This is a genomic window from Micromonospora sp. DT68, assembly GCF_049847245.1.
Taxonomy (GTDB): domain Bacteria; phylum Actinomycetota; class Actinomycetes; order Mycobacteriales; family Micromonosporaceae; genus Micromonospora; species Micromonospora profundi.
Genome location: NZ_JBNCNZ010000011.1, coordinates 40,571 through 65,194 on the forward strand (window position 1 = coordinate 40,571; position 24,624 = coordinate 65,194).

Genomic DNA, 24,624 nt, shown 5'->3' on the forward strand with positions numbered 1-24,624 from the left:
CCAGGATAGGCGGCCCAGGTGGGAAGACGACGCGCCGCCGCCCATGATCGACTCGATTTCACTGAAATCGCGGTATCCGCGTCGGCGGGACACCCCGATTTCCATGAACCCGGGATCAAGCGGTTCGGAGCGCAACAGATCAGACCGCGCCGGTCTCGCCGTCGGTCAACTCCCGCAGGATGTCGGCATGACCGGCGTGCCGGGCCGTCTCCTCGATGAGGTGCACGAGAATCCAGCGCAGCGACACCTCGCCGAGCTGCGGGTGCGACACCACATGGTCGAGGTCGAATCTCGCAGCGACCGCCCGGGACCGGGCGCAGGCCCTTTCGTACGCCTCGGTGAGCCCGGCGACAGTGTCCTGGTCGTCGAGCGTGAAGCTCGCCGCCGCGTCCTCGGCCGAGGTCAGGTGGACCGCACCGGGCTCCGGGGCCAACAGGGTCGGAAACCAGTTCCGCTCGACCAGGGTCAGGTGCTTGACCAGACCGACGAGCGTGGTCGCCGACGGCACCAACCGGCGACCGGCATCGGCGTCGGACAGACCGCGCAGCTTGCGCAGCAGCACGGCGCGGTGGAAGTCGAGGAACGACTCCAGCACCGCCCGCTCGTCGCCGGTGCGGGCGCGCACCGGACCGAGCGTCATATCGATGGACTGCTCTGCCATCCGCCGACCCTAGCCGCGCAACTGTCGTCGCACTGCCCCGCTATCCGCTGCGGGCGGGCGGCACGGCAGGCAGGATGGGCGCATGGCTTCCTCCGTGCAGATCCTCCTCGTCGGCGGCGCGGCGGACGGGCAGACCGTGACCGTGGAACTGGACAGCAACGGCCGCCCGCCGCTCACCCACCACCACCTCGGTTCCGGAGGGCTGGCCGAGGCGCAGATCTACGAGTTGGAGTCCGCCCGCGAGGAAGACCGCGAGTGGCGCTACCGGTGGACCGGCCCGGCGGTGTGACAGCCGGATCAGACCCGGGTCAGCGTCTGGCTACGCAGGCTCTCCAGCACCGCGCGGGTGACCTCCGAGGTGCCCCGGGCCTGCTCGCAGACCTCGGCCACCCGCCGCGCGGTGGCCTCGGCGCGTTCCTCGCGTTCGTCCCAGAGCCGGTCGACCTCGGCAAGTAGCGGCCCTTCGACCTCCCGCTCCACGCCACGCAGCGCCGGCACTCCGAGCCGCTGGGCAAGGTCGAAGACCTTGCCGGCGTACGGCAGTGGGAGGAACGGCGTGCCCACCATCGCCGCGAAGATCAAAAAGTGCAGGCGCATACCGACGGCCAGGTCGAAGTGGCGCATCAGACCGAGCACCTGCTCCGGGGAGTAGTTGCCGTGCAGGATCCGCCCCCGCTCGGCGGCGACCATGTGCGACAGCACCCCGTGGGAGTGCCGGATGTCGTCGCGTTCCATCGGCACGAACAGCACGTGCGCGTCGATCCGGTGCACCAGGAAGTCGCCGATCTGGGCCAGCAGCCGGTGGTATCCGTCGACGTCGAGGCGTTCGGCGGCCCGTCCCGGCTCCCGCACGCTGATCCCGACAAGAGGTTTGCCCACCGGCACACCCTCCTCGGCCAGCAGGTGGGCCGGAAAGTCGGCTGGCTGCAACAGGAACGCCGGGTCGGCGGTGACAGTGATCGGGTTGAGCAACCCGGCCTCCTCAAGCACCATCCGGGACTCCTGGTCACGGACTGTCACCTGCACGGCGCTGGCGAGCGTCTCCCGGACCATGCCGGTGTCCACCGAGTCGCTGAGCGGCCCGACCCCCACCGCGTACGTGATAAGGGGTAGCCCTCGTTCCTGCGCGACCCGGACGACCCGCAGGTAGCGGCGGGCCTCCCGGTCGTAGAGGATGCCGCCACCGCCCAGGATGAGCAGGTCGAGCTGGGCCAGGACAAGCGCCGAGTCGGTACGGCTGACGCCCTCCCAGGGCACCGCCTCCACGTCCGGGTGGGCGGCACGGGTGTGCTCGGGGTTACGGGAAAAGACGATGATCCGGGCGTTCGGCTCCTGCGTGCGCAGATCGGTGAGCAAGCCGGTGAGGATCGCCTCGTCACCGAGGTTCCGACCACCGTACGAGCCGAGCACACCGATTGTCAGTCCGGCGCCATGCGTCATCCGTCGCTCCTCCCCGGGTGCGGTCCGGCGCGGTTTCCCGCTGGACGGACGAACAGTCCTGCTCAGAGGACCGGCGTCGCCGCAGGCTCAGCCCACCGGGTCGATCGGCTTGGCCATCTGCTGCGCGGTCACCTGGAACCCGAGGCTCTGATAGAGCCCGATCGCCACGGTGTTCGTGCCGAAGACGTTCAACCCCACCTCGGGTACGCCGAGTCGGGCCAGTTCGGCCTCCATGAGCTGGATCATCCGCCGCGCGTAGCCGCGTCCCCGGTGCGCCGGATGCACCTCGATGTTGTGAATCCAGGCCCGGGTGGCGTCGGTGGTGCCGGCCGCCCCGGGCAGGGTCACCCAGATCCAGCCGACCTCGGTGTCGCCGACCCGCGCCAGCCGCAGCAGCGCCTCCTCGGTGGCCGCGCCCGCCGGCAGCAACTGCCGTAACTGGTCCGCCGACCGCTCCCGCGCCGCCTGCACGCTCATCCCCTGGTGCGTGGCCAGATCCTCGGCGTACGCGCGTTCCAGCGGGCCCAGAAGCCGGGCCAGCTCCTGCTCACTCATCGGCATCAAGGTCAACTCCACCGGCTCCGCCTTTCTCTGGGTGTCGGGATCCAGCAGGAAGTGGAGCAGAACCGGCCCGACCCTGCCACCCCGTCAGCGAGCCGCCCGGTCCCCGTCGCCGGTCAGCGTGCCGTGGGAGCCGACACGAGTCCGTCCGCCAGTTGCGTCAGGTCGACAAGCCGCAGGTCGCCGTCGAGTCCCTTCAGCGCCGCGGTCATCGCGCCCGCCGCGCGCCCGGCCTGCAACCCGACCTCGGCGTCCTCGACGACCAGGCACCGCTCCGGCGGTACGTCGAGCAACGCGGCCGCACGCAGATAGCCCTCCGGGTCCGGCTTACCTACGCGTACGTCCTCGACTGTCACCAGCACCGGCGCCTCGATGCCTGCGGCACCGAGGCGGGCCTCCGCCAGCCGGACGTCGGCGCTTGTCACCACCGCCCACTGCAACCCCAACCGGGCAAGGACCGCCAGCACCTCGTGTGCGCCCGGGGTCGCTGTCACGTCCGACAGGTCGTCGTACTGCAACGTCAGCTGCCGGGCCGCCGCCACGGCGACGGCCGCGTCGTCGAGCCCGGGCAGCAGCCGGCGAATGGTCTGATCGGCGGGCCTGCCGTGCGCTATGGCGAGCGCCGCCACCGGGTCGACGGCGTACTCGGACGACCACCGCTCCCACGCCCGCTCCACGGCGGGGTCCGAATCCACAAGCGTGCCATCCATGTCGAACAGCACCGCGCCGATGTGCGCCAGTTCCACGATCACGCTCCCTGAATTCGCCCTGCCCCGAGGGTAGGGCGCTTCCGAGCGGACTGCCGGTCAGGTGGCCGCCGTCATGTCCTGGACCACAAACCGACGGCACTTCAGCGCACGCGGCCTCGACGGATCAGGTGGCGCGCCGGCTCGGGGGTGGGGTCAGGTGGGCGCGCCGACCCGGTGGGTGAGGAACGACAGCACCGCCGCCGGCAGGGCCGGTGCGCCGACGATGTCGTAGTGCGTGTGGCCGGGCAGCACAGCCAGTCTGGCGGCGGGCCGGTCGGTGCCGTCCCAACCGGCGTCGCGGTGCCCGCCGCCAAGCAGCCCGTAGAACTCCGCCACGTGGTTGGTCGGGATCGAGTCGGCGTCGGCGAAGACCAACATCGTCGGCATGCTCAGCCGGGCCACCTCGCCCGACCAGTCGTAGTCACGGCGTAGCAGGTCACCGCTCTTTGCCCACAGACGTGGCCAGTCCTGCGGGCGCGGCGCGACACGTTCGTAGAGCAGGTGTGGTGGCGTGCCGCGCATCCGCTCGCCGGTCCGCTCGTCCTGGGCGGCCATGGCGGCCAGCACCTCCGGATACCAGCCGGCGCTCCGACATGGGGTGGAGACCAGCACCAGCCGACGTACCAGCGTCGGATGCTGGATGGCGGTACGCAACGCGACACCACCGCCGAGTGAGTAGCCCAGCAGATCGGCCGTTGACAGGTCGAGGTGCCCGAGCAGCGCGGCGATGTCGTCGGCCATCGTCTCGTAGCGCAACGGCCTGTCGACGTCGGCAGTGCGCCCGTGACCCTGGAGGTCCACCGCGACGACCCGGCGTCGCTTGGCCAGCGCCGGCACGATCGGGGCGAACATCTCCGTCGACCCGTAGCCGCCGTGCAGCAGCACCAACGGCCGACCCGCGCCGTACGACTCGTACCAGAGCCGCAGCCCGTTGACCTGCGCGTACCCCACTCGGCCTCCCGCTCTACGGCGTCACAGGTCCCGATCCAACACGGGCGCACAGCATCCACGAACGCAACGCGCCGATCCGTCCGTACCTCGATCGCGGCAAGCCAGCGCTCCCGGTGCCTGTCGCGCAACGGCACCACCGTTCCTCTGGTGGGCCAGGGTGAGTTGGTGGGCGGGTTGCCCGGGTCGTCTAGCTTGCGGGCATGTCCCCTCGCGTGGCGCGCCTGCTGATCTGGCCCTTCGCGGTGGCCGCGCTCGCCCTGCGGATCTGCACCGAACTGTGGTTCAAGCCGGTGACCTGGCGGATCGAACCGAGTGGCCTCGCCTTCGTGGTCTGGGCGGCCGCCCAGGCCGCATGCATACTTCTGCCGGCGGCAGCACATGCCCTGCTCACCAGGCGGGTCCGCCAGCGTCCGGCGACCTGGGAGATCGCGGCCGGGACGGAGAGCTTCGTCGCCACGGCCAGCCCTCGCTGGCTCAGCCACTGGGCGATCCTCGTCGGCTGGCTGGCCGGAGGTGCGGTGTTGACCGAGCGGGTTCCGGGCGCGGACCGCGTGCGGCTCGCCGAGATCCCCGGCGCTCTCGCCCTGAGCATTGCCGTCCCGGCCGTCGTCCTGGCAGCCATGGCAGCCGTGCTGCTGCTGGACCGACCGCGCCTGATCCTGGACCGGGAGGGCATCACCAAGCAGTGGCTGGCCCGGCGCGCCTTCGTCCGCTGGGACCGGCTGCTCCCCGGCGGCCCACCGCCACCGGCCCGGCGCACCGCGAACCTCACCCTCATGCAACAGCCGGCGACGCCGGGCCGCCCACCCGTACCGTTCTCGCTGCCGATGGCCCACTGCACGTCGATCCGACATTTCTCGCGGAAACGATCCGCCACTACGTCGAGCACCCCGAGCACCGGTCGGCCATCGGCACGCAACACGAGCTGGATCGGGTACGGGCACGTTGCTCGTAGGCTCGCCCAGGAGTCAAATATCCGACGCAGGCGATGCAGACAAGATCACGGCCGTCGGTCGTGTTCAGAATTGTCCCACTTCTCTGCCGGCTCTCGGATTCGGCCGTACGCGACAAGTTTTCATCCGCCGTTAGGATGCAGCACCCGAGGCAGCCACACCGGCGGAGAGCGCAGATGCTTGGAGCTAAGAGATCGGTGAGGACGAAGCTGACCATCTGGCGCTACCGGCTGTGGCGCTTCCGACTCACCACCGTCGGCATTGTCTTGGCCTCGTTCGGCGCAGCAACCGCCCTGGTCAATCCGCCTCGGCCAGTTAGTGTGGCTGCGGGACTTGCTGGCGCTACCCTCTCCTTCATGGAGACCCGGGCCAACCGCCGCCGCTCAGAGGAATTGCGGTTCCAGCCGCGAGAGGGCGACAAATACAAGGACGTTGTAGATCAGTCGGTCGCCCTCGGCCCGAGCATAGAAAGCGCCCGAGACGTAGGAATAATGCTGTGTCGGGAGAATGCCGAACTCCGCAAACGACCCATCCGCGCCATTCTTCAAACCCCGGACTACGTGCTTCCCCGTGATTTGAGGACCTGGTCCCTTGACTATCTGACCCGCCGCGCCAAGACCGGGAAGATTTACAACGACCGCGTGCTCTGCCTGGCATCGGATCTTCTGGGCGACGACGTCGCCAAGCTGAGAGCCGCCCGCTACTTCGACTTCTTGTGCAGCAACCTGCTCGCCCCCCTGGATGTCTGGGAGGTGGGACGCAAGAGTCCCGCCCTTCGTGGTCGTGATCTCATCCTCGACCCCGAGGGACGGCTGATCCCCTTCAGGCGAAGCCGCCTCGCGAACATCATCGGCGTATCGACGCTTGCCTTCACCACCGACGGGCAATTGCTCCTTGTGTCGCAGACCCCCGAGAACATGGGCAGCCCCGGCTTGCTTGCCCCGTCCGGATCGGGTGCACTCGAACCCAAGGACATGCCTCACAACATGGCCGACTGGACTATCCAAACTATTGTTATCAACGGCGCCGAGCGCGAACTGCAGGAAGAATGCCACCTGGAAGCGAACGAGATACAGGGCAGCGCTGTCGTTGGCCATGGTCGTTGGATCAGCCGGGGAGCCATGCCCGAATTCTGCGCCGCAACCCTCCTCAGACTCACCGGTGACCAGATGCTCGACCGATCAGTGCGGCGAGTGGAGCGGTCTTTCGTCCACGAAGTCATGCCGGTCAGCCTCGCACCGGTGCGGCTGTGGGACCCTCGTCAGCCGCTTGAGATGCTGCCGCGCAAGCACCGGGATGCGGTTTCCTGGCCTCTGGCACTTGGGCTGGCCTGCCTAGCAGAGTGCATCAATGACGAATCGTGGCCCTTGCGTAATGAACTGATATCCCGACTGGCAGGTTAGACCCGCAGCAGTTCTCGCGCCGGCTTGACGTCGCCGTACTGACGCCGGATGCACCACGCGCCCGCGGAGGAGCCCGGACTGCTGTCCGGGCTCCTTCAGTAAATGCAGTGTCGTCAGGCAGGAATCGCGGTGAGGTACCAGAGCTGACCGGTCACGTTCTGGCACTTGTCCGTGAACGACGCCCCCTTCAGCACGGACGCCGGTGCGAACCGGTTACCTTCCAGGCATTCGCCTTCCTTCTCCCGGAACTTCGTCTGTAGCCGGAAGAGGTTGTCACCGGCTTCGACCAGCTTCCACTGTTGTCCGGTGACCTCGCGGCAGGTGTCGAGGAATGCGGCGCCGCCGAGGACCTTCCCATCGATCTGGTTGCCTTCCAGGCACTTTTCCTCGCCGAGGAACTTCGTCCGCAGCGTGTAGTAGCCGTCGGGGCGCTTGGTGAAACTCCAGGCTTGCCCGTCCACGTCCTTGCAGGTGTTCTGGAACGCGGCGCCGGCGAGGGTCGAGTTGCCGTCGACGCGGTTGCCTTCCAGGCACTCGTCCTCGCCGCGGAACACGGTCTTGAGCTTGTAGTACCCCGACGCCGAGGCTGGGGCCTGCGCCGCCGGCCGCGCCTTGACGTCGACCGTCTTCACGGCAGCGGCGTCCGAACCGTCCACCGGCTTCTCGTTGGTGGACGTGTCGATGTCGACCGCCGCGGGCGCGGATGCGGACGCGGACGCAGCTGCGGATGCCGCGCTCGTCGGCGTGGCCGGCTCGGACGCAGACGGGCTCGACTCTGCGTCCTGCCCACATCCCGCCGCCGCCATGGCCAGAACCGCCAAGACCGCCACAGACCTTCTCATTTTCTTCACATTAAATCCCATCAAAGATGAATTCCGATTCCATCAGCACCGCTGCAATTGCCACAATTCATCTGGCTAATCACACGGAATGCTGGTGCGGCAACCGTACGGGTGCGGCTGATGGCCGACAACAGGTCAAGCGGCTGGCAAAACTGTGCCTGCGGGGTGGCCCGCCTGGTTCCTCGGCTCGATGTGGACGCTGGGCGGCGGCGTCGGATCCACCGGCTGGCCGGAACCCTAAATGCGATTTACAATAAGGCAATCAGGAATGCCGATCAAATACATCGGTCCACTGCCGACAAATTGGGTATCCCAAGCATCCGCAACACAGGTCGTAACATTATCTTGAATAGCGAAGATCTTCCGATTGCCGCCGTCTCGGACGGTAATGCTCAGCCACAAATACCCCTCATCCCACCGAAAGTGCGAACCCCGGCACCGCCGAGCAGGTGGGCCCGCCGATAGTTCTGGGCGCTCGGCCGGCTCGTCCACGCACCGGGTGCGGCCCGGTGACTGACCGTCCGCCGCCCCGGCGCCGTCGAGGCTCGGTTCCGGCAGGGAGCCGCAGGGCGGAGCCGCCGCCTGCCGCAGAGCAAGTACGGTGTGCCATGGGAAATTCGAGGAACCGTCGACGAGCCTCGCAGACAGTCGCCGCTTGTGCGGTCGCGATCGCCTGCGCGATCCTCGGTTACGGTCTGCGCTTCTCGCGGCCAGACCGAGAGGCGTGGGGCGAGTTGGAGGCCGGCGGCAGGTTCGGCGCGTTCATTTTCATCTACCTGCCGTTCTACTTCCTGGCGCTCGTCGTGGCCGTCGTGGTCGTCCTTGCCCTGGTCTCGACCCGCGGCTGGTTGTCGGGGCTCCTGACCACCGCTGCGGTCGGGGTCGCGCTCTTCGCGTGCTGGGTGGCCCTGATCGGCACCCCTCTGCTCCAGGCCCAGCCCCACCTCCTGGCGTCCCTCAACTGGTCCCTCGCCGCTGACGGCGTGGCCTTCGTGGCGCTGGCCGGCGTATGGCTGACCCACCCGAATCATCCGGCTCGGACAGTGAACGGATGATCAGTGGGACGATCCGCCACCGGCGGAGTCCCGCCCGATCAGCTGGGGGCGCTACCCGGCCGGCCGCCGGCGCACGCGACTAGCCTTGCCCACGGGGGTTTGACACCGTCGAGGCAGTTGGACGGCTTACCGTCACTCCGGCCTGTCGGTGTTCCTCCCTACACTGCCGCGCATGAGTTCGACGTACATGCAAAGGTTCATCGACCCGTTCCGCGCCAAGGCGGCCGAGCAAAGCATCCCGCCAGCCGACGTCGACGAATGGATTAGCGGCCTCCGCCCGTTTGCGACGCTCCTCCCTTACGGGGACGGGCCGGTAGTAGGCCGGTGGGGTGGCAACCCGTGGCTTCCGGCCGACGTGCCCCACCCGCCGTTCACCCTTGTCGCCTCGATCGACTGCGCGGCCCTGCCTGCCGAGGCGACAGACCTGCCCCTGCCCTCCGACGGTCAGCTGCTGCTGTTCTCCGGCGACGACGGCGACGCGTGTTGCGACCTCGGAGGCACGGTGCTGTATGTCCCCGCCGGAGCAGCCGTCGCCGAGCGACCCTGGAGCGTCGAGGGCGAAGACGAAGACGAAGACGAAGACGATGAAGACGAAGATGGCCCGTGGCCCGTGGAGAGTCTGCGCCTGACGATCGCCCCCTATCACCCTCTCCACTCTGCCGACGACAGCGATACCCCCGAGCATCCGTGCGGCAAGGGCCTGTCCAGGGCGTGGGAAGACTCGCAGGTATATCCACTCGGCGAAAGAGGGGTGCAGCTGGGCGGCTTCCCCATTGAGCTCAACAACGGGCCCATCGACGCGGTCACAAAGGTCGCCAATCCGCGGCCGCCCGCTTCCGGCATGGAATCGCCAACGGACGAGGACTGGGTTCTGCTGGCCTCGGCGGACGGCACCGACATGGTCAACGGCGGGGAGCAGAACCTCATCAGCTGGATGGTTCCGCGCCAGGATCTGGCCGAGCTGCGCTTCGACCGGGTGTACGTCCACCTGGACGGCGCGTGAACCGACGCGGCAGACGGCAGGCGGTGCGCCCGGTAAGCGAGTGCTGTCCGAGCGCCTGAGCGATCGGGTGGTGCTGCACACCTCCCACGTTTCCGCAGGTGAGAGGGGTTTGTGGGCGCGGCAGGTTTCGAACCTGCGACCCCTCGCTTGTAAGGCGAGTGCTCTCCCACTGAGCTACGCGCCCGGAACGCCCCGTGTGTGGCGGGCCGGTGGCTGGCAAGCTTACCTGCTCCCGCCCGCTCGGGGCGCGCGGCGTACCCCGGGTCAGGCGGCGGCTTCCGCGATGGCCTTGCGCCAGCGGGTTTGGACCCGGGCCTCCCCCGGGCTGTTCATCTCGGCGAAGCGGACGATGCCGGTCTTGTCGATGACGAAGGTGCCCCGGTTGGCGACGCCGGCCACGTCGTTGAAGACCCCGTACGCCTGGGCGACAGCACCGTGTGGCCAGAAGTCGGCGAGCATCGGGAACTGGTAGCCCTCCCGGTCGGCCCAGATCTTGTGGCTGTAGACCGAGTCGACGCTGACCGTCAGAACCTGTACGGCGTCGTTGACGTACTCGTCGAGGTTGTCTCGAACTTCGCTCAGCTCGCCCTGGCAGACGCCGGTGAAGGCGAGCGGGTAGAAGACCAGCAGCACGGTGCGACGCCCCCGGAAGGCCGAGAGGCGGACCTCCTGGTTGTTCTGGTCCTTCAGGAGGAAGTCCGGCGCCTCGGTGCCGACCTGGATGGGCATGAGGGCTCCTCGTGTTGCTCGATGACGCCAGCCTGCCACACCCGGCGGTGTGGACCGCCGGGTGCGGGGGGCCGGTTGGGCTACTTCTTGGCCTTGGCCCCCCGGCGCAGCACCAGGCGGGCGCCGCTCCAGTCCCGACCGGCGTTGACGGTCGAGGTCTGCTGAAGGCCGGCGGTGGGCGCGGACTCCGCGACCTCACTCGGCTCTACGTGACCCTCGCGCCCCGCCTTCGGGGTCAGCAGCCACACGACACCGTTGTCGGCCAGCGGGCCAAGGGCGTCGACGAGAAGCTCGAAGAGGTCACCGTCGCCGTCGCGGTACCACACCAGCACCGCGTCGACCACCTCGTCGGTGTCCTCGTCGACCAGGTCTCCACAGCGGTCGGTCAGGGCGTCCCGGAGATCCTGGTCGACGTCGTCGTCGTACCCCATCTCCATGACGACCATCCCCGGTTCGATGCCGAACCGGTCCGCCAGGCTGCGTACCCCGTCGGCGGCCTGACCAGCGGTCGCGCTCACTGTCGCGTGCCTCCTCTTCTTGTTCCTGCTCGCGGCGTCGTGCCGACGCCGTCTGGCAAAGTCCACACAGTTGTGGGCCCCCGCGCAAGTGGCACACCGGGTGGATCGGAATTTACCGTGCCAGCAGCGTACGGGCACCCTCGGTAATGGCTTCCACGGAGACCAGAACCTGGCGTGCTGCCGGACCTAATGGTACAAACGAGTCAACTCCGGCTACTCGACGCGCCGCACCGACATATCCGGCGTCGACAAGCGCGGCGATGACACCCTCACCGACCCCGCCTGATCGGCGTGTCTCGTCCACCACGAGCACACGGCCGGTCGCCGAGGACTCCCTGATGATGTCGGCCACCGGCAGCGGAGCCAGCCACCGCAGGTCCACGACCCTCGTACCCACCCCCTCCTCGGCGAGAACAGCCGCCGCCCGCAGCGACATCCGTACCCCGTTTCCGAAGGTGATGATCGTCAGGTCGTCGGCCGTACCGACCTGGTAGACCCGCGCCCTGCCGATCGGCACGTGCCCCGTCACCCACGAGCCCGGCTCGGGATAGCCGGCCAGCCACTCGCCGTCGCCATCGGCGTACAGGTCGCGGGTGTGGTAGAGCGCGATCGGCTCCAGGAAGACGCAGACGCTGCCGTCCACTGCCGCGCTGGCCAGGCAGGTCCGCAGCATGGGCGCGGCATCGTCCGGCCGCGCCGGCACCGCGATCACCAGACCGGGCACATCCCGGAGTACGGACACCGAATTGTCGTTGTGGAAGTGCCCGCCGAAACCCTCCTGGTACGCCAGCCCGGCCACCCGGACCACCATCGGGTTGCGGAACGCCCCCTGCGAGAAGAACTGCATGGTGGCGGCCTCGCCGCGCAGCTGGTCCTCGGCGTTGTGCAGGTACGCCAGGTACTGGATCTCCGGCACCGGCAGCATCCCGGCCAACCCGGCGCCCAGCCCCAGCCCCAGCACCGACGTCTCGTCGAGCAGTGTGTCGAAGACCCGGGCCGCCCCGAAGCGGTCGCGCAGACCCTTCGTCACCCCGTACACGCCGCCCTTTGCGGCCACGTCCTCACCGAAGACTGCCATCTGCGGGTGGTCGAGCATCCCGTCGGCGAGCGCCGCGTTGATGCTCTGCGCCAGTGTCAGCGGGCCGGTCAGCTCCGGCGGCTTGCCCCCGAACGCCTCCGCGCGGGCACCAGCGCCGGGCCCGCTGGCCCGCGCCGCCGCGTCGGCCACCGCACGTGCGACCCGCACCGGGCGCCGCGGTGCCAGCGCCGACACCACCTCGGCTGCGGAGGCCAGCTTCGGCTCACCCAACACGTCCTCGGCGAGCCGGCGGATCTGCCAGCCGGTCTCGTCGTACCGGGCCAGCAACTCCTCGCCCGTCGCCACGCCCGCCTCGACGAGCAGCCGGGCGGTGGCGGCCACCGGGTCCCGGGCCACGTCGTCGGCGAGCTCGGCCGGGCTGCGGTACGCCGACTCGGCGTCCGCGCCCGCATGCCCCATCAGCCGGACGGTGTGCAGGTGCAGCACAGCCGGTCGCCGGTGTCGACGCACCCAGGCCGCCGCCTCGGCCGCCGCCGCGTACGTACCCACCGGGTCCGCGCCGTCGGCGCTGAAGTAGCGGATACCCGGCTTGGAACGCAGCGTCGCCTCCACCCAGCCCTTCGGGGAGCGGACGCTGATGCCCAGCCCGTTGTCCTCACAGACGAAGAGCACCGGGATGCGCAGCCCCGCGTGGTCGTACCAGCCGGCAGTGTTGAAGGCGGCGGTGGCGCTCGCGTGGTTGACCGACGCGTCGCCGAAAGAGCAGACCACTATGGCGTCCTTCGGCCACGGCGCGTTCCCGGCACCGCCCACCTGAGCCCCCGCCCCGGTACGCCGGCCGGCGCTTTCCATCCGGCGCAGCCGCTCCACGGCCAGCCCCATCCCGACCGCCCGGGGCAGGTGCGAGGCGATGGTGGACGTGGTCGGCACGATGGCCAGATCGGCCCGGCCGAACACCTTGTGCCGCCCGCCGGCGATCGGCTCCTGGCTGGAGGCGACCATGCCCCGCAGCACGTCCCGGGCCGCCTCCGCGTACGCCTCGAAGCCACCGAGCGGCGTGGACCTGGCCGGCACCTCTGCGGCGGGGTCGGCCGCCGGCTCCCCCTCGGTCGAAGGGCCTGCGCTGGACCGTGACTCGGCGCTGGGGGCCGGCACGGCGGTCGAGGCGAGTCCGGCAGCGGAAGCGGGTCCGGCAGCGGAGGCCGGCTCGACGTTGGAGGCGGACCCGGCCGCAGAGGTGGGCATGGCAGCGGAGGTGGGCACGGCGCTGGAGGCGGGCCCGACAGCGGAGGCGGGCCCGACAGCGGAGGTCGGCGCGGCGCTGGAGCCGGATCCCACAGCGGAGGTCGGCGCCGCGCTGGAGTCGGACCCGGCCGCGGAGTTCGGCTCGACGGTGGACGTCGGTGGCGGGTCGGCGGCGGCCTGGGCGGCGCGCACGCAGTAGAAAGCCCCGGAGCGGTAGTGCAGCAGCGCCGGGTCGGTGGGGCGCAGCGCGGCGGCGACCGCGGCGTTGCCCTCGTGCCCGGCCGAACCGATCGTGTAGAAGCCCTCTCCGAAGCTGCGTAGCCAGCGACCGGCAAGGTCGAGCTGCCTGCTGGTGACCTGCGCGTCGAACAGGTCGAGCAGTTGCGCGCCGGTCAGTGGAGCGTCGTCGGTGACCGGGTCGGCGGCATCACGCCGGCGTTGCTCGGCGGGAAGTGCCGCCAGCGTCTCCCGGAAGCGGTCGTCGAGATCTTGCGGGGTGGTCACGTCGCACAGCATTACCGACGCGGGCCATAGTCGCCCACTGGGACACGGCGGGCACGGGTCGACTGGCGCCGGTTCACACGCCTGCGCGCAGCCACTGTCGGGCACCTTCCACACCAGGTCACGCAGGGCAGGGAAACTCCCGACCAGCCAGCCCGGCCGGAAGTCGGGAGTCAGACATCACCCCGACCCCTACCCATGACCCGACCCCGCACCGCGCGGGCAGCAGGCGACCGAGCCGGCTCAAGATCCGCACAAGATTAGTGAAAGTGCTGCCTCGGCGTGTGCCGAGGCAGCACTTTCCGGGTAGTTGCGCGGATCTTGAGGCAACACGGCCGCACCCGCACCCGCACCCGCACCCGGGTTCAAGATCCGCGCAAAACCAGTGAAAGTGTTGCCTCGGCACGCGCCGAGGCAACACTTTCCAGGAAGTTGCGCGGATCTTGAGGCGGGACGGCGGCGCGGCGGCGCGAGGGCGGGCCGCGGCGGCGTCAGCCGGGTAGGAACGAGAAGCGGACCTGGCGGGTGGGATTGTCGCCGTTGGTGTCGACGAGGCAGATCGACTGCCAGGTGCCAAGGGTCAGTCGGCCGTCGAGCACCGGGACCGTCGCGTACGGCGGGATGAACGCCGGCAGCACGTGGTCGCGTCCGTGGCCGGGCGAGCCGTGCCGGTGCCGCCAGCGGCCGTCGGTGGGCAACAGGGCGTCGATCGCGGTGAGCAGGTCGTCGTCGGAGCCGGCGCCGGTCTCGATGATCGCCAGGCCGGCGGTGGCGTGTGGCACGAACACGTGCAGCAGTCCGTCGCCTTCGCTGGAGACGAACGCCTGTGCCTCGGCGGTGATGTCCCGGACGGTCGGCCGCGACCCGGTCTGGACGGTGATCACGTCACTGCGCATACGCCGCATTCTGCCGCAGTACGCGGTCAGGAACCGCCACCACCACCGCCACCGCCGTCACCCCCGGACGAGCCGCCGGACCAGCCGCCGCCGGAATCTCCACCGCCGGACCAGCCACCACCGGACGAGCCACCGGAATCTCCACCGCCGGACCAGCCACCACCGGAGTCTCCGCCGCCGGACCAACTCCCACTGTCTGATCCGCCGTAGTACGTCCCCGGGATGCTGGTGTCCGCGTGCCGCATGCCCTGCCCGGGGCCAGGGCGCACCGGGCGGCGTGGTGCCGGAGCGCGAAGGCCAGCGCGTAGCCGCACCGCGCCGAAGAGCATGGCGCCGCCGCCGATGATCATTATCGGCAGCGGTGCCAGGTCGCCTGTCAACAGCACCCGCGCGGCCGGAAGCACCGCGAGGACGCCGGCCGCCAGCAGAAGGCCACCCACCACCACCCGTCGCCTGTCCATGCCCGGCACGGTAGTGGCGCCGGGCAAAAGAGGGGTTCGGGCGACCGTCGCACTAAGTTACCGATGGGTACCTGTGTTCAGCATCGCGTCCGGGGCACCTAGACGTGACGAGGGGTGCCACCAGGGGGCAGGATGGCGCTAGAGACCTATCCCACACACAACCGAGGGACCGCCTGTGGCTACGGAACGCAAGCGCCCGGTGATCAGCGACGGCCTACCGAGCCAGCTTCCGGACATCGACCCTGAAGAGACAAGCGAATGGGTCGAGTCGCTTGATGGTGTCATCGACGATCGCGGCGCCAAACGCGCTCGCTACGTCATGCTGCGCCTGCTGGAGCGGGCTCGGGAGCGCCAGGTCGGGGTTCCACCCCTGACCACCACCGACTACATCAACACCATCCCGTCGGAGCGCGAACCGTGGTTCCCGGGTGACGAGCACGTCGAGCGTCGGATCCGGGCGTACGTCCGGTGGAACGCCGCGATGCTTGTGCACCGGGCACAGCGCCCGGAGATCGGCGTCGGCGGGCACATCTCGACGTTCGCCAGCTCGGCGTCGCTCTACGAGGTGGGCTTCAACCACTTCTTCCGGGGCAAGAACCACCCCGGCGGCGGCGACCAGATCTTCTACCAGGGTCACGCCTCCCCCGGCATGTACGCGCGGGCGTTCCTGGAGGGCCGGCTCAGCGAGCACCAGCTCGACGGGTTCCGCCAGGAGCTGTCCCACCCGGGCGGCGGCCTGCCGTCGTACCCGCACCCGCGGCTCATGCCGGACTTCTGGGAGTTCCCCACCGTTTCGATGGGTCTCGGCGGTCTGAACGCGATCTACCAGGCCCGGTTCAACAGGTACCTGCAGCACCGCGGCATCAAGGACACGTCCCAGCAGCACGTGTGGGCGTTCCTCGGCGACGGTGAGATGGACGAACCGGAGACGCTCGGCGCGATCGGTGTGGCCGCCCGCGAGGAGCTGGACAACCTCACCTTCGTGATCAACTGCAACCTACAGCGGCTGGACGGCCCGGTCCGGGGCAACGGCAAGGTCATGCAGGAGCTGGAGTCGTTCTTCCGGGGCGCCGGCTGGAACGTGATCAAGGTCGTCTGGGGTCGTGAGTGGGACCCGCTGCTCGCCGCCGACACCGACGGCGCGCTTGTCAACCTCATGAACACCACGACCGACGGTGACTACCAGACCTACAAGGCGGAGTCCGGCGCGTACGTGCGGGAGCACTTCTTCGGCCGCGACGCGCGGACCCGCAAGATGGTCGAGCCGCTGAGCGACGACGAGATCTGGAACCTCAAGCGGGGTGGGCACGACTACCGGAAGCTCTACGCGGCCTACAAGGCGGCCACCGAGCACACCGGCCAGCCGACTGTCATCCTGGCGAAGACGATCAAGGGCTGGACGCTCGGCTCGCACTTCGAGGGCCGCAACGCGACCCACCAGATGAAGAAGCTGACGCTTGAGGATCTGAAGACCTTCCGCGACCGGCTCTACCTGGACATCCCGGACTCGGCACTGGAGGAGAACCCCTACCTGCCGCCGTACTACCACCCGGGTGAGAAGTCCGAGGAGCTGGCGTACCTCAAGGAGCGGCGCGAGCAGCTCGGCGGCTACCTGCCGTCCCGGCGGACCAGCACCAAGCGGCTGGCCATTCCCGGGCCGGAGCGGTTCGCCGACGTCAAGCGCGGCTCGGGCAAGCAGAAGGTGGCCACCACGATGGCCTTCGTCCGCCTGCTCAAGGACATCATGAAGGACAAGGAGTTCGGCAAGCGCTGGGTGCCGATCATCCCGGACGAGGCGCGTACCTTCGGCCTCGACTCGATCTTCCCGACCGCGAAGATCTACTCGCCGCACGGTCAGCGCTACACCTCGGTCGACAGGGAGCTGTTCCTGTCGTACAAGGAGTCGACGACCGGGCAGATCCTGCACGAGGGCATCAACGAGGCCGGATCGGTCGCCTCGTTCACCGCCGCGGGCTCGGCGTACGCCACCCACGACGAGCCAATGATCCCGATGTACATCTTCTACTCGATGTTCGGGTTCCAGCGGACCGCCGACGGGCTGTGGGCGGCTGCCGACCAGATGACGCGGGGCTTCCTGCTGGGCGCGACCGCGGGGCGGACCACGCTCAACGGCGAGGGCCTCCAGCACGAGGACGGGCACTCGCTGCTGCTGGCCGCCACCAACCCGGCGGTCGTCGCGTACGACCCGGCGTTCTCCTTCGAGATCGCGCACATCATGGAGAACGGCCTGCACCGGATGTACGGGGACGCGCAGGAGAACGTCTTCTACTACCTGACGGTCTACAACGAGCCGATCCTTCAGCCGGCCGAGCCGGAGGGGGTGGACGTGGAGGGCCTGCTCAAGGGCATCTACCGCTACTCCCCCGCGCCGCAGGTCGACGGTCCGAAGGCAAACGTGCTCGCCTCCGGCACGGGCATGCAGTGGGCGCTCAAGGCCCAGCAGTTGCTCGCCCAGGACTGGGGGGTGGCTGCCGAGGTGTGGTCGGTGACCTCCTGGACGGAGCTGCGCCGCGACGCGGTGCAGGTCGAGGAGTACAACCTGCTCAACCCGGGTGCGGAGGCGAAGGTCCCGTACATCGCGCAGAAGCTTGCCGACGCCGAGGGGCCGAAGGTCGCGGTGAGCGACTGGATGCGGGCCGTACCGGACCTGATCTCCCGCTGGGTACCGGGCGACTACACGTCGCTCGGCACCGACGGGTTCGGCATGTCGGACACCCGGCACGCGCTGCGCCGGCACTTCCACGTCGACGCGGAGTCGATCGTGGTCGCCACGCTGCGGCAGCTCGCCCGCAGTGGCGCGGTGCCGGCCACGGTGCCGGCCGAGGCCGCCAAGAAGTACGCGATCGACGACGTCAACGCCGCCCCGGTCGGGGAGACCGGCGGGGACAGCTGATCAAGCGGTAACGAGAAGGGCCCGGCGCACCCGCGCCGGGCCCTTTTTGGTGCACCCGCGCCCTCGCCCCGTACTCCCCGATCGACCGGGCGGACGGCGGGTGAGGTGGGGCGACGGCGGTCCGGAGTCCCTGGCGGGGATCCCGGGCCACCGCCGGGGCGGGTGACGCCAGGAGGTGCGGCGTCAGCCGACTGCGGCCAGGTCGGTGAGCCGGGCCAGCGACTCCTCCAGGTCGGCGCCCACCCGGCGCAGGCCAAGGCGCAGCAGGGCCGCCTTGACCGGGCCGGCCGGCCAGCGGACCACTATGAGTCGCACGATGGTCCCGCCCTCCTCCTCGTCCGCGGTGAGCTGGACGTAGATCTCGGTGCGCGCCTCCGCACGAGCACCGGCACCCTTGGCCCGCTCTCGCCAGCCGATCAACGTCGGCTCCTGGTAGGCGATCACCTCGGCCTCATGCGCCGAACCGCGCCCTGCCTGGACCAGTTGCCGCCGGCCGAAGCCCTCTCCGGAGAGCACTTCGGCCGCGCGGACTCCCGCCAGCCAGGCCGGCAACTGCTCGGCCCGCTGTACGACGTCCCAGACCACTTCCATCGGCGCCGCCACGTGCGCACTACGTTCCACGAGGATCATTTCCGTCTTTCCTCCAGTGAGGACATCCCACGATATCGGCACTCTATGCGTTAAATCGGACTTACCTGGACGGGTTCGGAAAAAGACACGCCGATCAACCATTGCGGATTGCGCCAGGCCGGCCTATGGCGCATTCATCGACAGCGCCCTAAAGTCCCGAGCACGTTTCACGTTGACCGGGAGGGCGCGCATGTCGACAGCACCGATGCCCCAGTTCCCCACCGGCTTCCGCTGGGGTGCCTCGACCTCGGCGCACCAGATCGAAGGCGCCGCCACCGCCGACGGTCGCGGACCGTCCATCTGGGACACCTTCGCGCAGACCCCCGGCCGGATCGGCGACGGCAGCACCGGCGAGGTGGCCTGCGACCACTACCACCGGTACGCCGAGGACGTCGCGCTGCTGGCAGGGCTGGGCGTCTCCGCGTACCGGTTCTCGATCGCCTGGCCCCGGGTGCAGCCCACCGGCACCGGTGACTTCAACCCCGCCGGCCTGGACTTCTACGACCGACTCGTTGACGAGCTGCTGTCCGCCGGCATCGATCCGGTCGCCACCCTCTACCACTGGGACCTGCCCCAACCCCTTGAGGACGCCGGCGGTTGGCTGCACCGCGACACCGCCGCCCGGTTCGCCGACTACGCCGAGAAGACCGCCGCACGCCTCGGCGACCGCGTCCGACTGTGGATCACCCTCAACGAGCCGTTCATCCACATGAGCCTCGGCTACGGCATGGGTGAACACGCCCCCGGCCGGATGCTGCTCTTCGACGCGTTTCCCGTCGCCCACCACCAACTGCTCGGCCACGGGCTCGCCGTCGCCGCGCTGCGCAGCCGGAGCAGCAGCCCGGTGGCGATCGCCAACAACTACTCGCCGGTGCGGGTGCTCGGCGACACCGACGCCGACCGCGCCGCCGCAGCCGCGTACGAGGCGCTGCACAACCGCCTCTTCACCGACCCGCTGCTCGGCCGGGGCTACCCGGACCTGCCCGGCTTCGACCCCGACCTCATCCACCCGGGCGACCTCGACACCATCGCCGCCCCGATCGACGTACTGGGGGTCAACTACTACAACCCCACAGGTGTACGGGCTGCGCAGGAAGGTTCGCCCCTGCCGTTCGACCTCGTCCCGCTCGACGGCTACCCGCATACCGCCTTCGACTGGCCGGTGGCCCCCGACGGGCTGCACGAGTTGCTCGGCTGGCTGCGCGACACCTACGGCGACGGGCTGCCGCCCATCGAGATCACCGAGAGCGGCTGCGCGTACGACGACGTACCCGACGCGGACGGGCGGGTGGACGACCGGGAGCGGATCGCGTACCTCGACGGGCACCTGCGTGCCGTACGGGCCGCCCTCGACGACGGCGTGGACGTACGCGGGTACTTCGTCTGGTCGCTGCTTGACAACTGGGAGTGGGCCGAGGGGTTCACCAAGCGCTTCGGGCTTGTGCACGTCGACTACGCCACCCAGACGCGTACGCCGAAGTCGTCGTACACCTGGCTGCGGGACGTGATCGCGGCCAGCCGGGAGGGGTCGGCGCGGTGACCACCGTCGACCCGACACCGGCGGCGCTGCCGGCCGCGCTCGCCGAGCCGACCGCGCCGGTGCGGCGAGGCTGGATCGGGTTGATCTTCGCGGCGAACCTCGGGGTGTGGATGGCGTTCTTCACACCCATCCAGGTGCTGCTGCCGCAGCAGATCGAGCAGATCGCGCCCGGCGACAAGGAGAACATGCTGGCCGTGGTCACCGGCCTCGGTGCGCTGGCAGCGGTGCTCGCCAACCCCCTCGCGGGCGCGCTGTCGGACCGGACCTGCCTGCGGATCGCCGGGCGGGAGTTCGGCCGCCGGCACGTCTGGACCGCCGGCGGGGCGCTGCTCGGCGCGGCGGCCCTGGTGCTGCTGGCCCAGCAGCGGACCATCCTCGGGGTCGCGCTCGGCTGGGTCGCCGCGCAGGTCTGCTTCAACGCGATGCTGGCAAGCCTCACCGCAGCCATCCCGGACCGGGTACCGGTGACGCAGCGCGGCGGCGTGTCCGGCTGGGTGGGTATTCCGCAGGCGCTCGGACTGGTGCTCGGAGCGGTGCTGGTCACCGCACTGGTCACCGGAAACGCCGCCGGCTACCTGGCCATCGCCGTGGCCATCCTGCTGCTGTCGCTGCCGTTCGCGCTGCTCACACCCGACGAGCCACTGCCGCGTACGCACCGGCCAGCGCTGCGGATGCGGGCGCTGCTCGCCTCGATGTGGGTCAGCCCGCGCCAGCACCCGGACTTCGCCTGGGCGTGGATCACCCGGTTCCTGGTCCAGCTCGGCAACGCGCTGGGCACCCTCTACCTGCTGTACTTCCTCACCGACGGCGTGCGTTACCCCGACCCCGAGGGCGGGCTGCTGATGCTGATCCTGCTCTACACGCTCGGCATGATGCTGACCGCCGTGGTCGCCGGCCGGCTGTCGGACCGTTCCGGTCGGCGCAAGATCTACGTGATCGCCTCCGGGCTGATCATGGCGGTGGCGGCGCTGCTGCTCGCGGTCGCGCCGATCTGGCCGATGGCGATCGTCGCCGCCCTGCTGCTCGGCGCCGGATACGGCGTCTACCTCTCGGTGGACGCCGCGCTGATCACGCAGGTGCTGCCCCGGGCCACCGACCGGGCCAAAGACCTCGGCGTCATCAACATCGCCAACTCGGCGCCACAGGTGCTCGGGCCGGCGCTCTCCGCCCCGCTCGTGGTCTACCTGGGCGGCTACCCCACGCTCTACGCGGTCACCGCCGTTGTGACCCTGATCGGCAGCGCACTGGTCGTCAAGATCCGCTCGGTCCCCTGAGCTGTTAGGAAGGGCCCCCTGTACAACACCAGGCGATAAGAAGGGGCCCTTCCTTACTCGGTTGTCCGTCGCCGTAGGCTGGGGGACGTGACGGTACGTGTGCGCTTCGCCCCCTCCCCGACCGGTATGTTCCACGTCGGCGGTGCCCGCTCAGCCCTGCAGAACTGGATCTTCGCCAAGCAGCAGGGCGGCGTGTTCGTGCTCCGCATCGAGGACACCGACGCGGCGCGCAACAAGCCCGAGTGGACCGAGGGCATCCTCACCGCGCTGGAGTGGATCGGCATCTCCCGGGACAGCTACGAGGGGCCGTACTTCCAGTCGACGAACGCCGGTGAGCACCGCGCCGCCGCCGCCCGGCTCTACGAGTCCGGCCGCGCCTACTACTGCGACTGCACCCGCGAGGACGTGCAGGCCCGCACCGGCTCGCAGTACCAGGGCTACGACGGCTACCACCGTGACCTGGGCCTCGCCCCGGGTGAGGGTCGGGCGCTGCGCTTCCGTACGCCGGACGAGGGCGCGACTGTGGTGGTGGACCTGATCCGCGGCGAGCCCACCTTCGAGAACAAGCTCATCGAGGACTTCGTGATCGCCCGGGGCGACGGGTCTCCGGTCTTCCTGCTGGCCAACGTGGTCGACGACATGACCATGGGAATCACCCACGTGATCCGGGCCGAGGAGCACCTGCCCAACACGCCCAAGCAGCAGTTGCTCTGGGAGGCCCTCGGCGTCAAGCCGCCGGTCTGGGCGCACGTACCGGTGGTGGTCAACGAGAAGCGGCAGAAGCTGTCCAAGCGCCGCGACAAGGTGGCACTTGAGGCGTACCGCGAGGAGGGCTACCTCGCCAGCGCGATGCGCAACTATCTGATGCTGCTCGGCTGGGCGCCCTCGGGCGACCGGGAGATCGTGCCCTGGTCCGTGATCGAGGACGAGTTCCGGCTGGACGAGGTCAACCCCTCCCCGGCGTTCTTCGACGAGAAGAAGCTGCGCGCCTTCAACGGCGAGTACATTCGGGCGCTGCCGGTGGACGAGTTCATCGACGCCTGCCAGCCGTGGCTGACCGGCACGGGGACGATCGCGCCGCCGCCGTGGCAGCCCGAGGAGTACGAAGCCGCCGCGTTCGCCGCCGTCGCCCCGCTGGCCCAGACCCGGATCGCTGTGCTCAGCGAGATCGTGCCGAACGTCGACTTCCTCTTCCTGGCCTCGCCGCTCATCGACGAGGCGGCCTGGACCAAGACCATGAAGGACGGCTCCGCCGACCTGCTGGACGCCGCCGTCGCCGCGTTCGAGGCGCTGGAGTCCTGGGACGCCGAGTCGCTGAAGTCGACGTTGGAGGCCGTCGGCGCCGAGCGTGGCCTCAAGCTCGGCAAGACGCAGGCACCCGTCCGGGTCGCTGTCACCGGCCGTACCGTGGGCCTGCCGCTGTTCGAGTCACTTGAGGTGCTCGGTCGGGAGCGCGCCCTGACCCGGATGCGCGCCGCACGCCTCCGCCTCGTCTGACGGCCCTCCGGTCGGCGTCACCTGCGCCGGCCCGGGTTCGTCCCCTCGCCCCGCGCGTCCTTTGCTCTGCTTCACTCCACGCACCACTGAGCAGCATTTCTGTTGCGTCCGTTGAAGCAGAGCAAAGGACGTGAACTGGGGCCACCCGGCTGGCCGAGGCCGGGCAGCGCGAGCCCCAGAAGTTTCAGCGTCGCGCGGCGCGTCGGCGCCAGAGGAGTCCCGCCACGAGAGACCCCAGCACCACGACCGCCGCGATCGTCCACAGCCACCAGCTCCGCCCGTCCGGGTTGTTGCTCTCCTGCGCGGCAGGCACGGGCGTGCTCGAAGCGGCAGCCGCCCCCTCGGTCGCGACGGCGGTCGGCGACGCCGACGGCACCGCCGACGCGACGGTGGGACCGGCCGCCGAGGCATCCGGACTGGCAGCCGGGGACGGCGGCTGGGCGGCTGTGCCGGTGGTGAGGGTGAACCGCACCTCGCCCTTCACCGGATGACCGTCGTTGGAGGCCACCTGGTAGCCGACGGTGTAGAGCCCGGCGGCACCCGGCGTGAACGGCACTCGCACCTTGCTGCCGTCGAAGACGGGCTGCCCGCCAGCGACCACATTGTCCGGACCGGTTATTGTGATCTTCGTCGTAGCCGGAGCGGGTCGGGCCAGAAACCGCAACTCGATCCGGGCCGGCGCGGTCGCCACTCGGGCTCCGTCGCGCGGGTCGCTGCCTGTCAGCGAGTTGTGCGCGGCGGCCGGTGCCGGGGCCAGCAACGACACACCGAACGCCACGCCGAGCACCACTGGCACGATCCGCGCCACACGTGTAACCCTGCCCCCCATGAACCCCTCCCTAAGGGTACGATCCGCCCGCTGATCAACGGCTCATCATTTAGTCGAGCAGAGATCGCAAATAGTTCCAATTACTGTTCCACAAGCTGCAATTCATCGACGTTCTGCGGAGTCTGTGAGAGTGGGCCCGACCGCACGGCCGGTGGCATCACCGGCCGACCGATCCGGACGTCACAACGAAGCCATCCATCGAACGGGGCGAGGAGGCGGGATGGTCCGACAGATGAGGCGGGCACTCGCCGTGCTGGCGGGAACGCTGGCCGCGGCAGTGCTGACGCTCGGCACCACCGGCCCGGCCACCGCAGCGCCGAAGGCCGCGGGTTCGAAGGCCGCGCCCTTGCAGGCCACAGCTTCGAAGGCCCCAGCGCCGAAGTCGCCGCCCGCCGGGGTGGACGTCACCGGCGAAGGACTGGCCGAGCCGCTGCGGCTGCGCTCGGACACCCAGCCCGCACACGTGGTGGCGGTCATCGACCAGGTCAACTTCCTCGGTCGCACCGGCCAGCCGAACGGGCCGAAGGCTGCCAATCTCGGGCCGAAGTACACGGTCGTGGTGCTCGCCGGGGACACCCCGAAGCAGACGTACGACCTCTATCCCAAGGCTGTGGGCGGGCCGCGCGTCTACCGGCCGGCCAAGCAGCCGGACGGCCGCAAGACCAGCGCCGGTTGGTTCCTCGGCCGGCTCAGCATGTCCGAGACGCTGCGCACCGCCGGAGTGCCGCTGGAGCGGCAGTTCGACACGGTCAGCGGCGGCGTGGGTGGCGGTGAGCGGGTGCTCCCGGAGGAGGCCCTCGACCCCGCCAGGGACATCGACGAGGCACTTGGCGAGTTGCAGCGGCTGCTGCTGCTCAACGTCGCGGTGATGCTCACCATCACGATCGGCCTGGCCGGCATCGCCCTGCTGATCCGTCGCCGCACCCGCTGACC

Annotated in this window: 23 protein-coding genes and 1 tRNA gene; 10 read left to right on the top strand and 14 right to left on the bottom strand. The window is 69.6% G+C overall.

The window, feature by feature from the left end; translation table 11 throughout:
- Positions 1 to 139 precede the first annotated feature (139 nt).
- The gene (locus ACPXB1_RS20320; RefSeq protein WP_355595237.1) at positions 140 to 661 is read right to left on the bottom strand and encodes a DinB family protein; all 522 of its coding nucleotides are present in this window, start codon (positions 659 to 661) and stop codon (positions 140 to 142) included.
- A gap of 82 nt (positions 662 to 743) precedes the next feature.
- Between ACPXB1_RS20320 and ACPXB1_RS20325 the strand changes: the two genes are divergently transcribed.
- Positions 744 to 950, top strand: a complete 207-nt coding sequence (locus ACPXB1_RS20325; RefSeq protein WP_167943160.1) for a hypothetical protein — start codon at positions 744 to 746, stop codon at positions 948 to 950.
- An 8-nt stretch (positions 951 to 958) separates the two neighbouring features.
- Here ACPXB1_RS20325 and ACPXB1_RS20330 read toward each other — a convergent pair whose 3' ends face one another.
- The 4 genes from ACPXB1_RS20330 to ACPXB1_RS20345 form a co-directional block, all read right to left on the bottom strand.
- Entirely contained in the window at positions 959 to 2,101 is a 1,143-nt protein-coding gene (locus ACPXB1_RS20330) for a polysaccharide pyruvyl transferase family protein (RefSeq protein ID WP_355595235.1), read from the bottom strand.
- A gap of 87 nt (positions 2,102 to 2,188) precedes the next feature.
- On the bottom strand, positions 2,189 to 2,656 hold the full coding sequence (locus ACPXB1_RS20335; RefSeq protein ID WP_355595233.1) for a GNAT family N-acetyltransferase: 468 nt from the start codon (positions 2,654 to 2,656) through the stop codon (positions 2,189 to 2,191).
- A gap of 122 nt (positions 2,657 to 2,778) precedes the next feature.
- Complete coding sequence (locus ACPXB1_RS20340; protein ID WP_355595231.1) at positions 2,779 to 3,408, bottom strand: HAD-IA family hydrolase; 630 nt, start codon at positions 3,406 to 3,408, stop codon at positions 2,779 to 2,781.
- A 156-nt stretch (positions 3,409 to 3,564) separates the two neighbouring features.
- Positions 3,565 to 4,362, bottom strand: coding sequence for an alpha/beta fold hydrolase (locus tag ACPXB1_RS20345; protein ID WP_355595229.1), 798 nt, complete (start codon positions 4,360 to 4,362; stop codon positions 3,565 to 3,567).
- Between the two features lie 200 nt (positions 4,363 to 4,562).
- Between ACPXB1_RS20345 and ACPXB1_RS20350 the strand changes: the two genes are divergently transcribed.
- Both ACPXB1_RS20350 and ACPXB1_RS20355 read left to right on the top strand, forming a co-directional pair.
- The gene (locus ACPXB1_RS20350) at positions 4,563 to 5,516 is read left to right on the top strand and encodes a hypothetical protein (RefSeq protein WP_425735660.1); all 954 of its coding nucleotides are present in this window, start codon (positions 4,563 to 4,565) and stop codon (positions 5,514 to 5,516) included.
- Complete coding sequence (locus ACPXB1_RS20355; RefSeq protein WP_355595225.1) at positions 5,513 to 6,718, top strand: hypothetical protein; 1,206 nt, start codon at positions 5,513 to 5,515, stop codon at positions 6,716 to 6,718. Before ACPXB1_RS20350 ends, ACPXB1_RS20355 begins: the two co-directional genes overlap by 4 nt.
- A gap of 113 nt (positions 6,719 to 6,831) precedes the next feature.
- Here the strand turns inward: ACPXB1_RS20355 and ACPXB1_RS20360 are convergent, their stop codons facing one another.
- Positions 6,832 to 7,548 carry an RICIN domain-containing protein gene (locus tag ACPXB1_RS20360; protein WP_355595223.1) on the bottom strand — a complete coding sequence of 239 codons (717 nt, stop codon included), beginning with the start codon at positions 7,546 to 7,548 and terminating at the stop codon, positions 6,832 to 6,834.
- Positions 7,549 to 8,168: 620 nt separating this feature from the next.
- Between ACPXB1_RS20360 and ACPXB1_RS20365 the strand changes: the two genes are divergently transcribed.
- Together ACPXB1_RS20365 and ACPXB1_RS20370 are read left to right on the top strand one after the other, a co-directional pair.
- Positions 8,169 to 8,615 (top strand): hypothetical protein, encoded by a 447-nt coding sequence (locus ACPXB1_RS20365; protein WP_355595221.1) that lies wholly within the window; start codon positions 8,169 to 8,171, stop codon positions 8,613 to 8,615.
- Positions 8,616 to 8,787: 172 nt separating this feature from the next.
- A complete protein-coding gene (locus ACPXB1_RS20370) occupies positions 8,788 to 9,618 on the top strand; it encodes a DUF1963 domain-containing protein (RefSeq protein WP_355628984.1) in 831 nt (276 codons plus the stop codon).
- Between the two features lie 112 nt (positions 9,619 to 9,730).
- Here ACPXB1_RS20370 and ACPXB1_RS20375 read toward each other — a convergent pair.
- The 6 genes from ACPXB1_RS20375 to ACPXB1_RS20400 form a co-directional block, all read right to left on the bottom strand.
- A tRNA-Val gene (locus tag ACPXB1_RS20375) sits at positions 9,731 to 9,802 on the bottom strand.
- Between the two features lie 80 nt (positions 9,803 to 9,882).
- Complete coding sequence (locus tag ACPXB1_RS20380; RefSeq protein ID WP_355595217.1) at positions 9,883 to 10,347, bottom strand: peroxiredoxin; 465 nt, start codon at positions 10,345 to 10,347, stop codon at positions 9,883 to 9,885.
- A gap of 80 nt (positions 10,348 to 10,427) precedes the next feature.
- Complete coding sequence (locus tag ACPXB1_RS20385; protein WP_030330240.1) at positions 10,428 to 10,865, bottom strand: DUF3052 domain-containing protein; 438 nt, start codon at positions 10,863 to 10,865, stop codon at positions 10,428 to 10,430.
- Positions 10,866 to 10,977: 112 nt separating this feature from the next.
- On the bottom strand, positions 10,978 to 13,440 hold the full coding sequence (locus ACPXB1_RS20390; RefSeq protein WP_425735698.1) for a thiamine pyrophosphate-dependent enzyme: 2,463 nt from the start codon (positions 13,438 to 13,440) through the stop codon (positions 10,978 to 10,980).
- 701 nt (positions 13,441 to 14,141) lie between these two features.
- Positions 14,142 to 14,546, bottom strand: a complete 405-nt coding sequence (locus tag ACPXB1_RS20395; RefSeq protein ID WP_197281448.1) for a secondary thiamine-phosphate synthase enzyme YjbQ — start codon at positions 14,544 to 14,546, stop codon at positions 14,142 to 14,144.
- A gap of 26 nt (positions 14,547 to 14,572) precedes the next feature.
- Positions 14,573 to 15,007: a hypothetical protein gene (locus ACPXB1_RS20400; RefSeq protein WP_355630679.1), complete on the bottom strand. Its 435-nt coding sequence runs from the start codon at positions 15,005 to 15,007 to the stop codon at positions 14,573 to 14,575.
- Between the two features lie 175 nt (positions 15,008 to 15,182).
- Between ACPXB1_RS20400 and aceE the strand changes: the two genes are divergently transcribed.
- Complete coding sequence (gene aceE, locus ACPXB1_RS20405; protein ID WP_355595213.1) at positions 15,183 to 17,921, top strand: pyruvate dehydrogenase (acetyl-transferring), homodimeric type; 2,739 nt, start codon at positions 15,183 to 15,185, stop codon at positions 17,919 to 17,921.
- A 183-nt stretch (positions 17,922 to 18,104) separates the two neighbouring features.
- Here aceE and ACPXB1_RS20410 read toward each other — a convergent pair whose 3' ends face one another.
- Positions 18,105 to 18,551 carry an SRPBCC family protein gene (locus ACPXB1_RS20410; RefSeq protein ID WP_053653175.1) on the bottom strand — a complete coding sequence of 149 codons (447 nt, stop codon included), beginning with the start codon at positions 18,549 to 18,551 and terminating at the stop codon, positions 18,105 to 18,107.
- 190 nt (positions 18,552 to 18,741) lie between these two features.
- Here ACPXB1_RS20410 and ACPXB1_RS20415 point away from each other — a divergent pair, with 190 nt between their 5' ends.
- From ACPXB1_RS20415 to gltX, 3 genes are all read left to right on the top strand, one after another.
- Positions 18,742 to 20,091, top strand: coding sequence for a GH1 family beta-glucosidase (locus tag ACPXB1_RS20415; protein ID WP_425735661.1), 1,350 nt, complete (start codon positions 18,742 to 18,744; stop codon positions 20,089 to 20,091).
- On the top strand, positions 20,088 to 21,365 hold the full coding sequence (locus ACPXB1_RS20420) for an MFS transporter (protein WP_355595209.1): 1,278 nt from the start codon (positions 20,088 to 20,090) through the stop codon (positions 21,363 to 21,365). The genes ACPXB1_RS20415 and ACPXB1_RS20420 overlap by 4 nt, the downstream gene beginning before the upstream one ends.
- A gap of 87 nt (positions 21,366 to 21,452) precedes the next feature.
- Positions 21,453 to 22,862 (top strand): glutamate--tRNA ligase, encoded by a 1,410-nt coding sequence (gene gltX, locus ACPXB1_RS20425; protein ID WP_355595207.1) that lies wholly within the window; start codon positions 21,453 to 21,455, stop codon positions 22,860 to 22,862.
- Between the two features lie 184 nt (positions 22,863 to 23,046).
- Here the strand turns inward: gltX and ACPXB1_RS20430 are convergent, their stop codons facing one another.
- Positions 23,047 to 23,691 (bottom strand): copper resistance CopC family protein, encoded by a 645-nt coding sequence (locus tag ACPXB1_RS20430; protein ID WP_355630685.1) that lies wholly within the window; start codon positions 23,689 to 23,691, stop codon positions 23,047 to 23,049.
- Between the two features lie 220 nt (positions 23,692 to 23,911).
- Between ACPXB1_RS20430 and ACPXB1_RS20435 the strand changes: the two genes are divergently transcribed.
- Positions 23,912 to 24,622: a hypothetical protein gene (locus ACPXB1_RS20435; protein WP_355630687.1), complete on the top strand. Its 711-nt coding sequence runs from the start codon at positions 23,912 to 23,914 to the stop codon at positions 24,620 to 24,622.
- Positions 24,623 to 24,624: the final 2 nt, after the last annotated feature.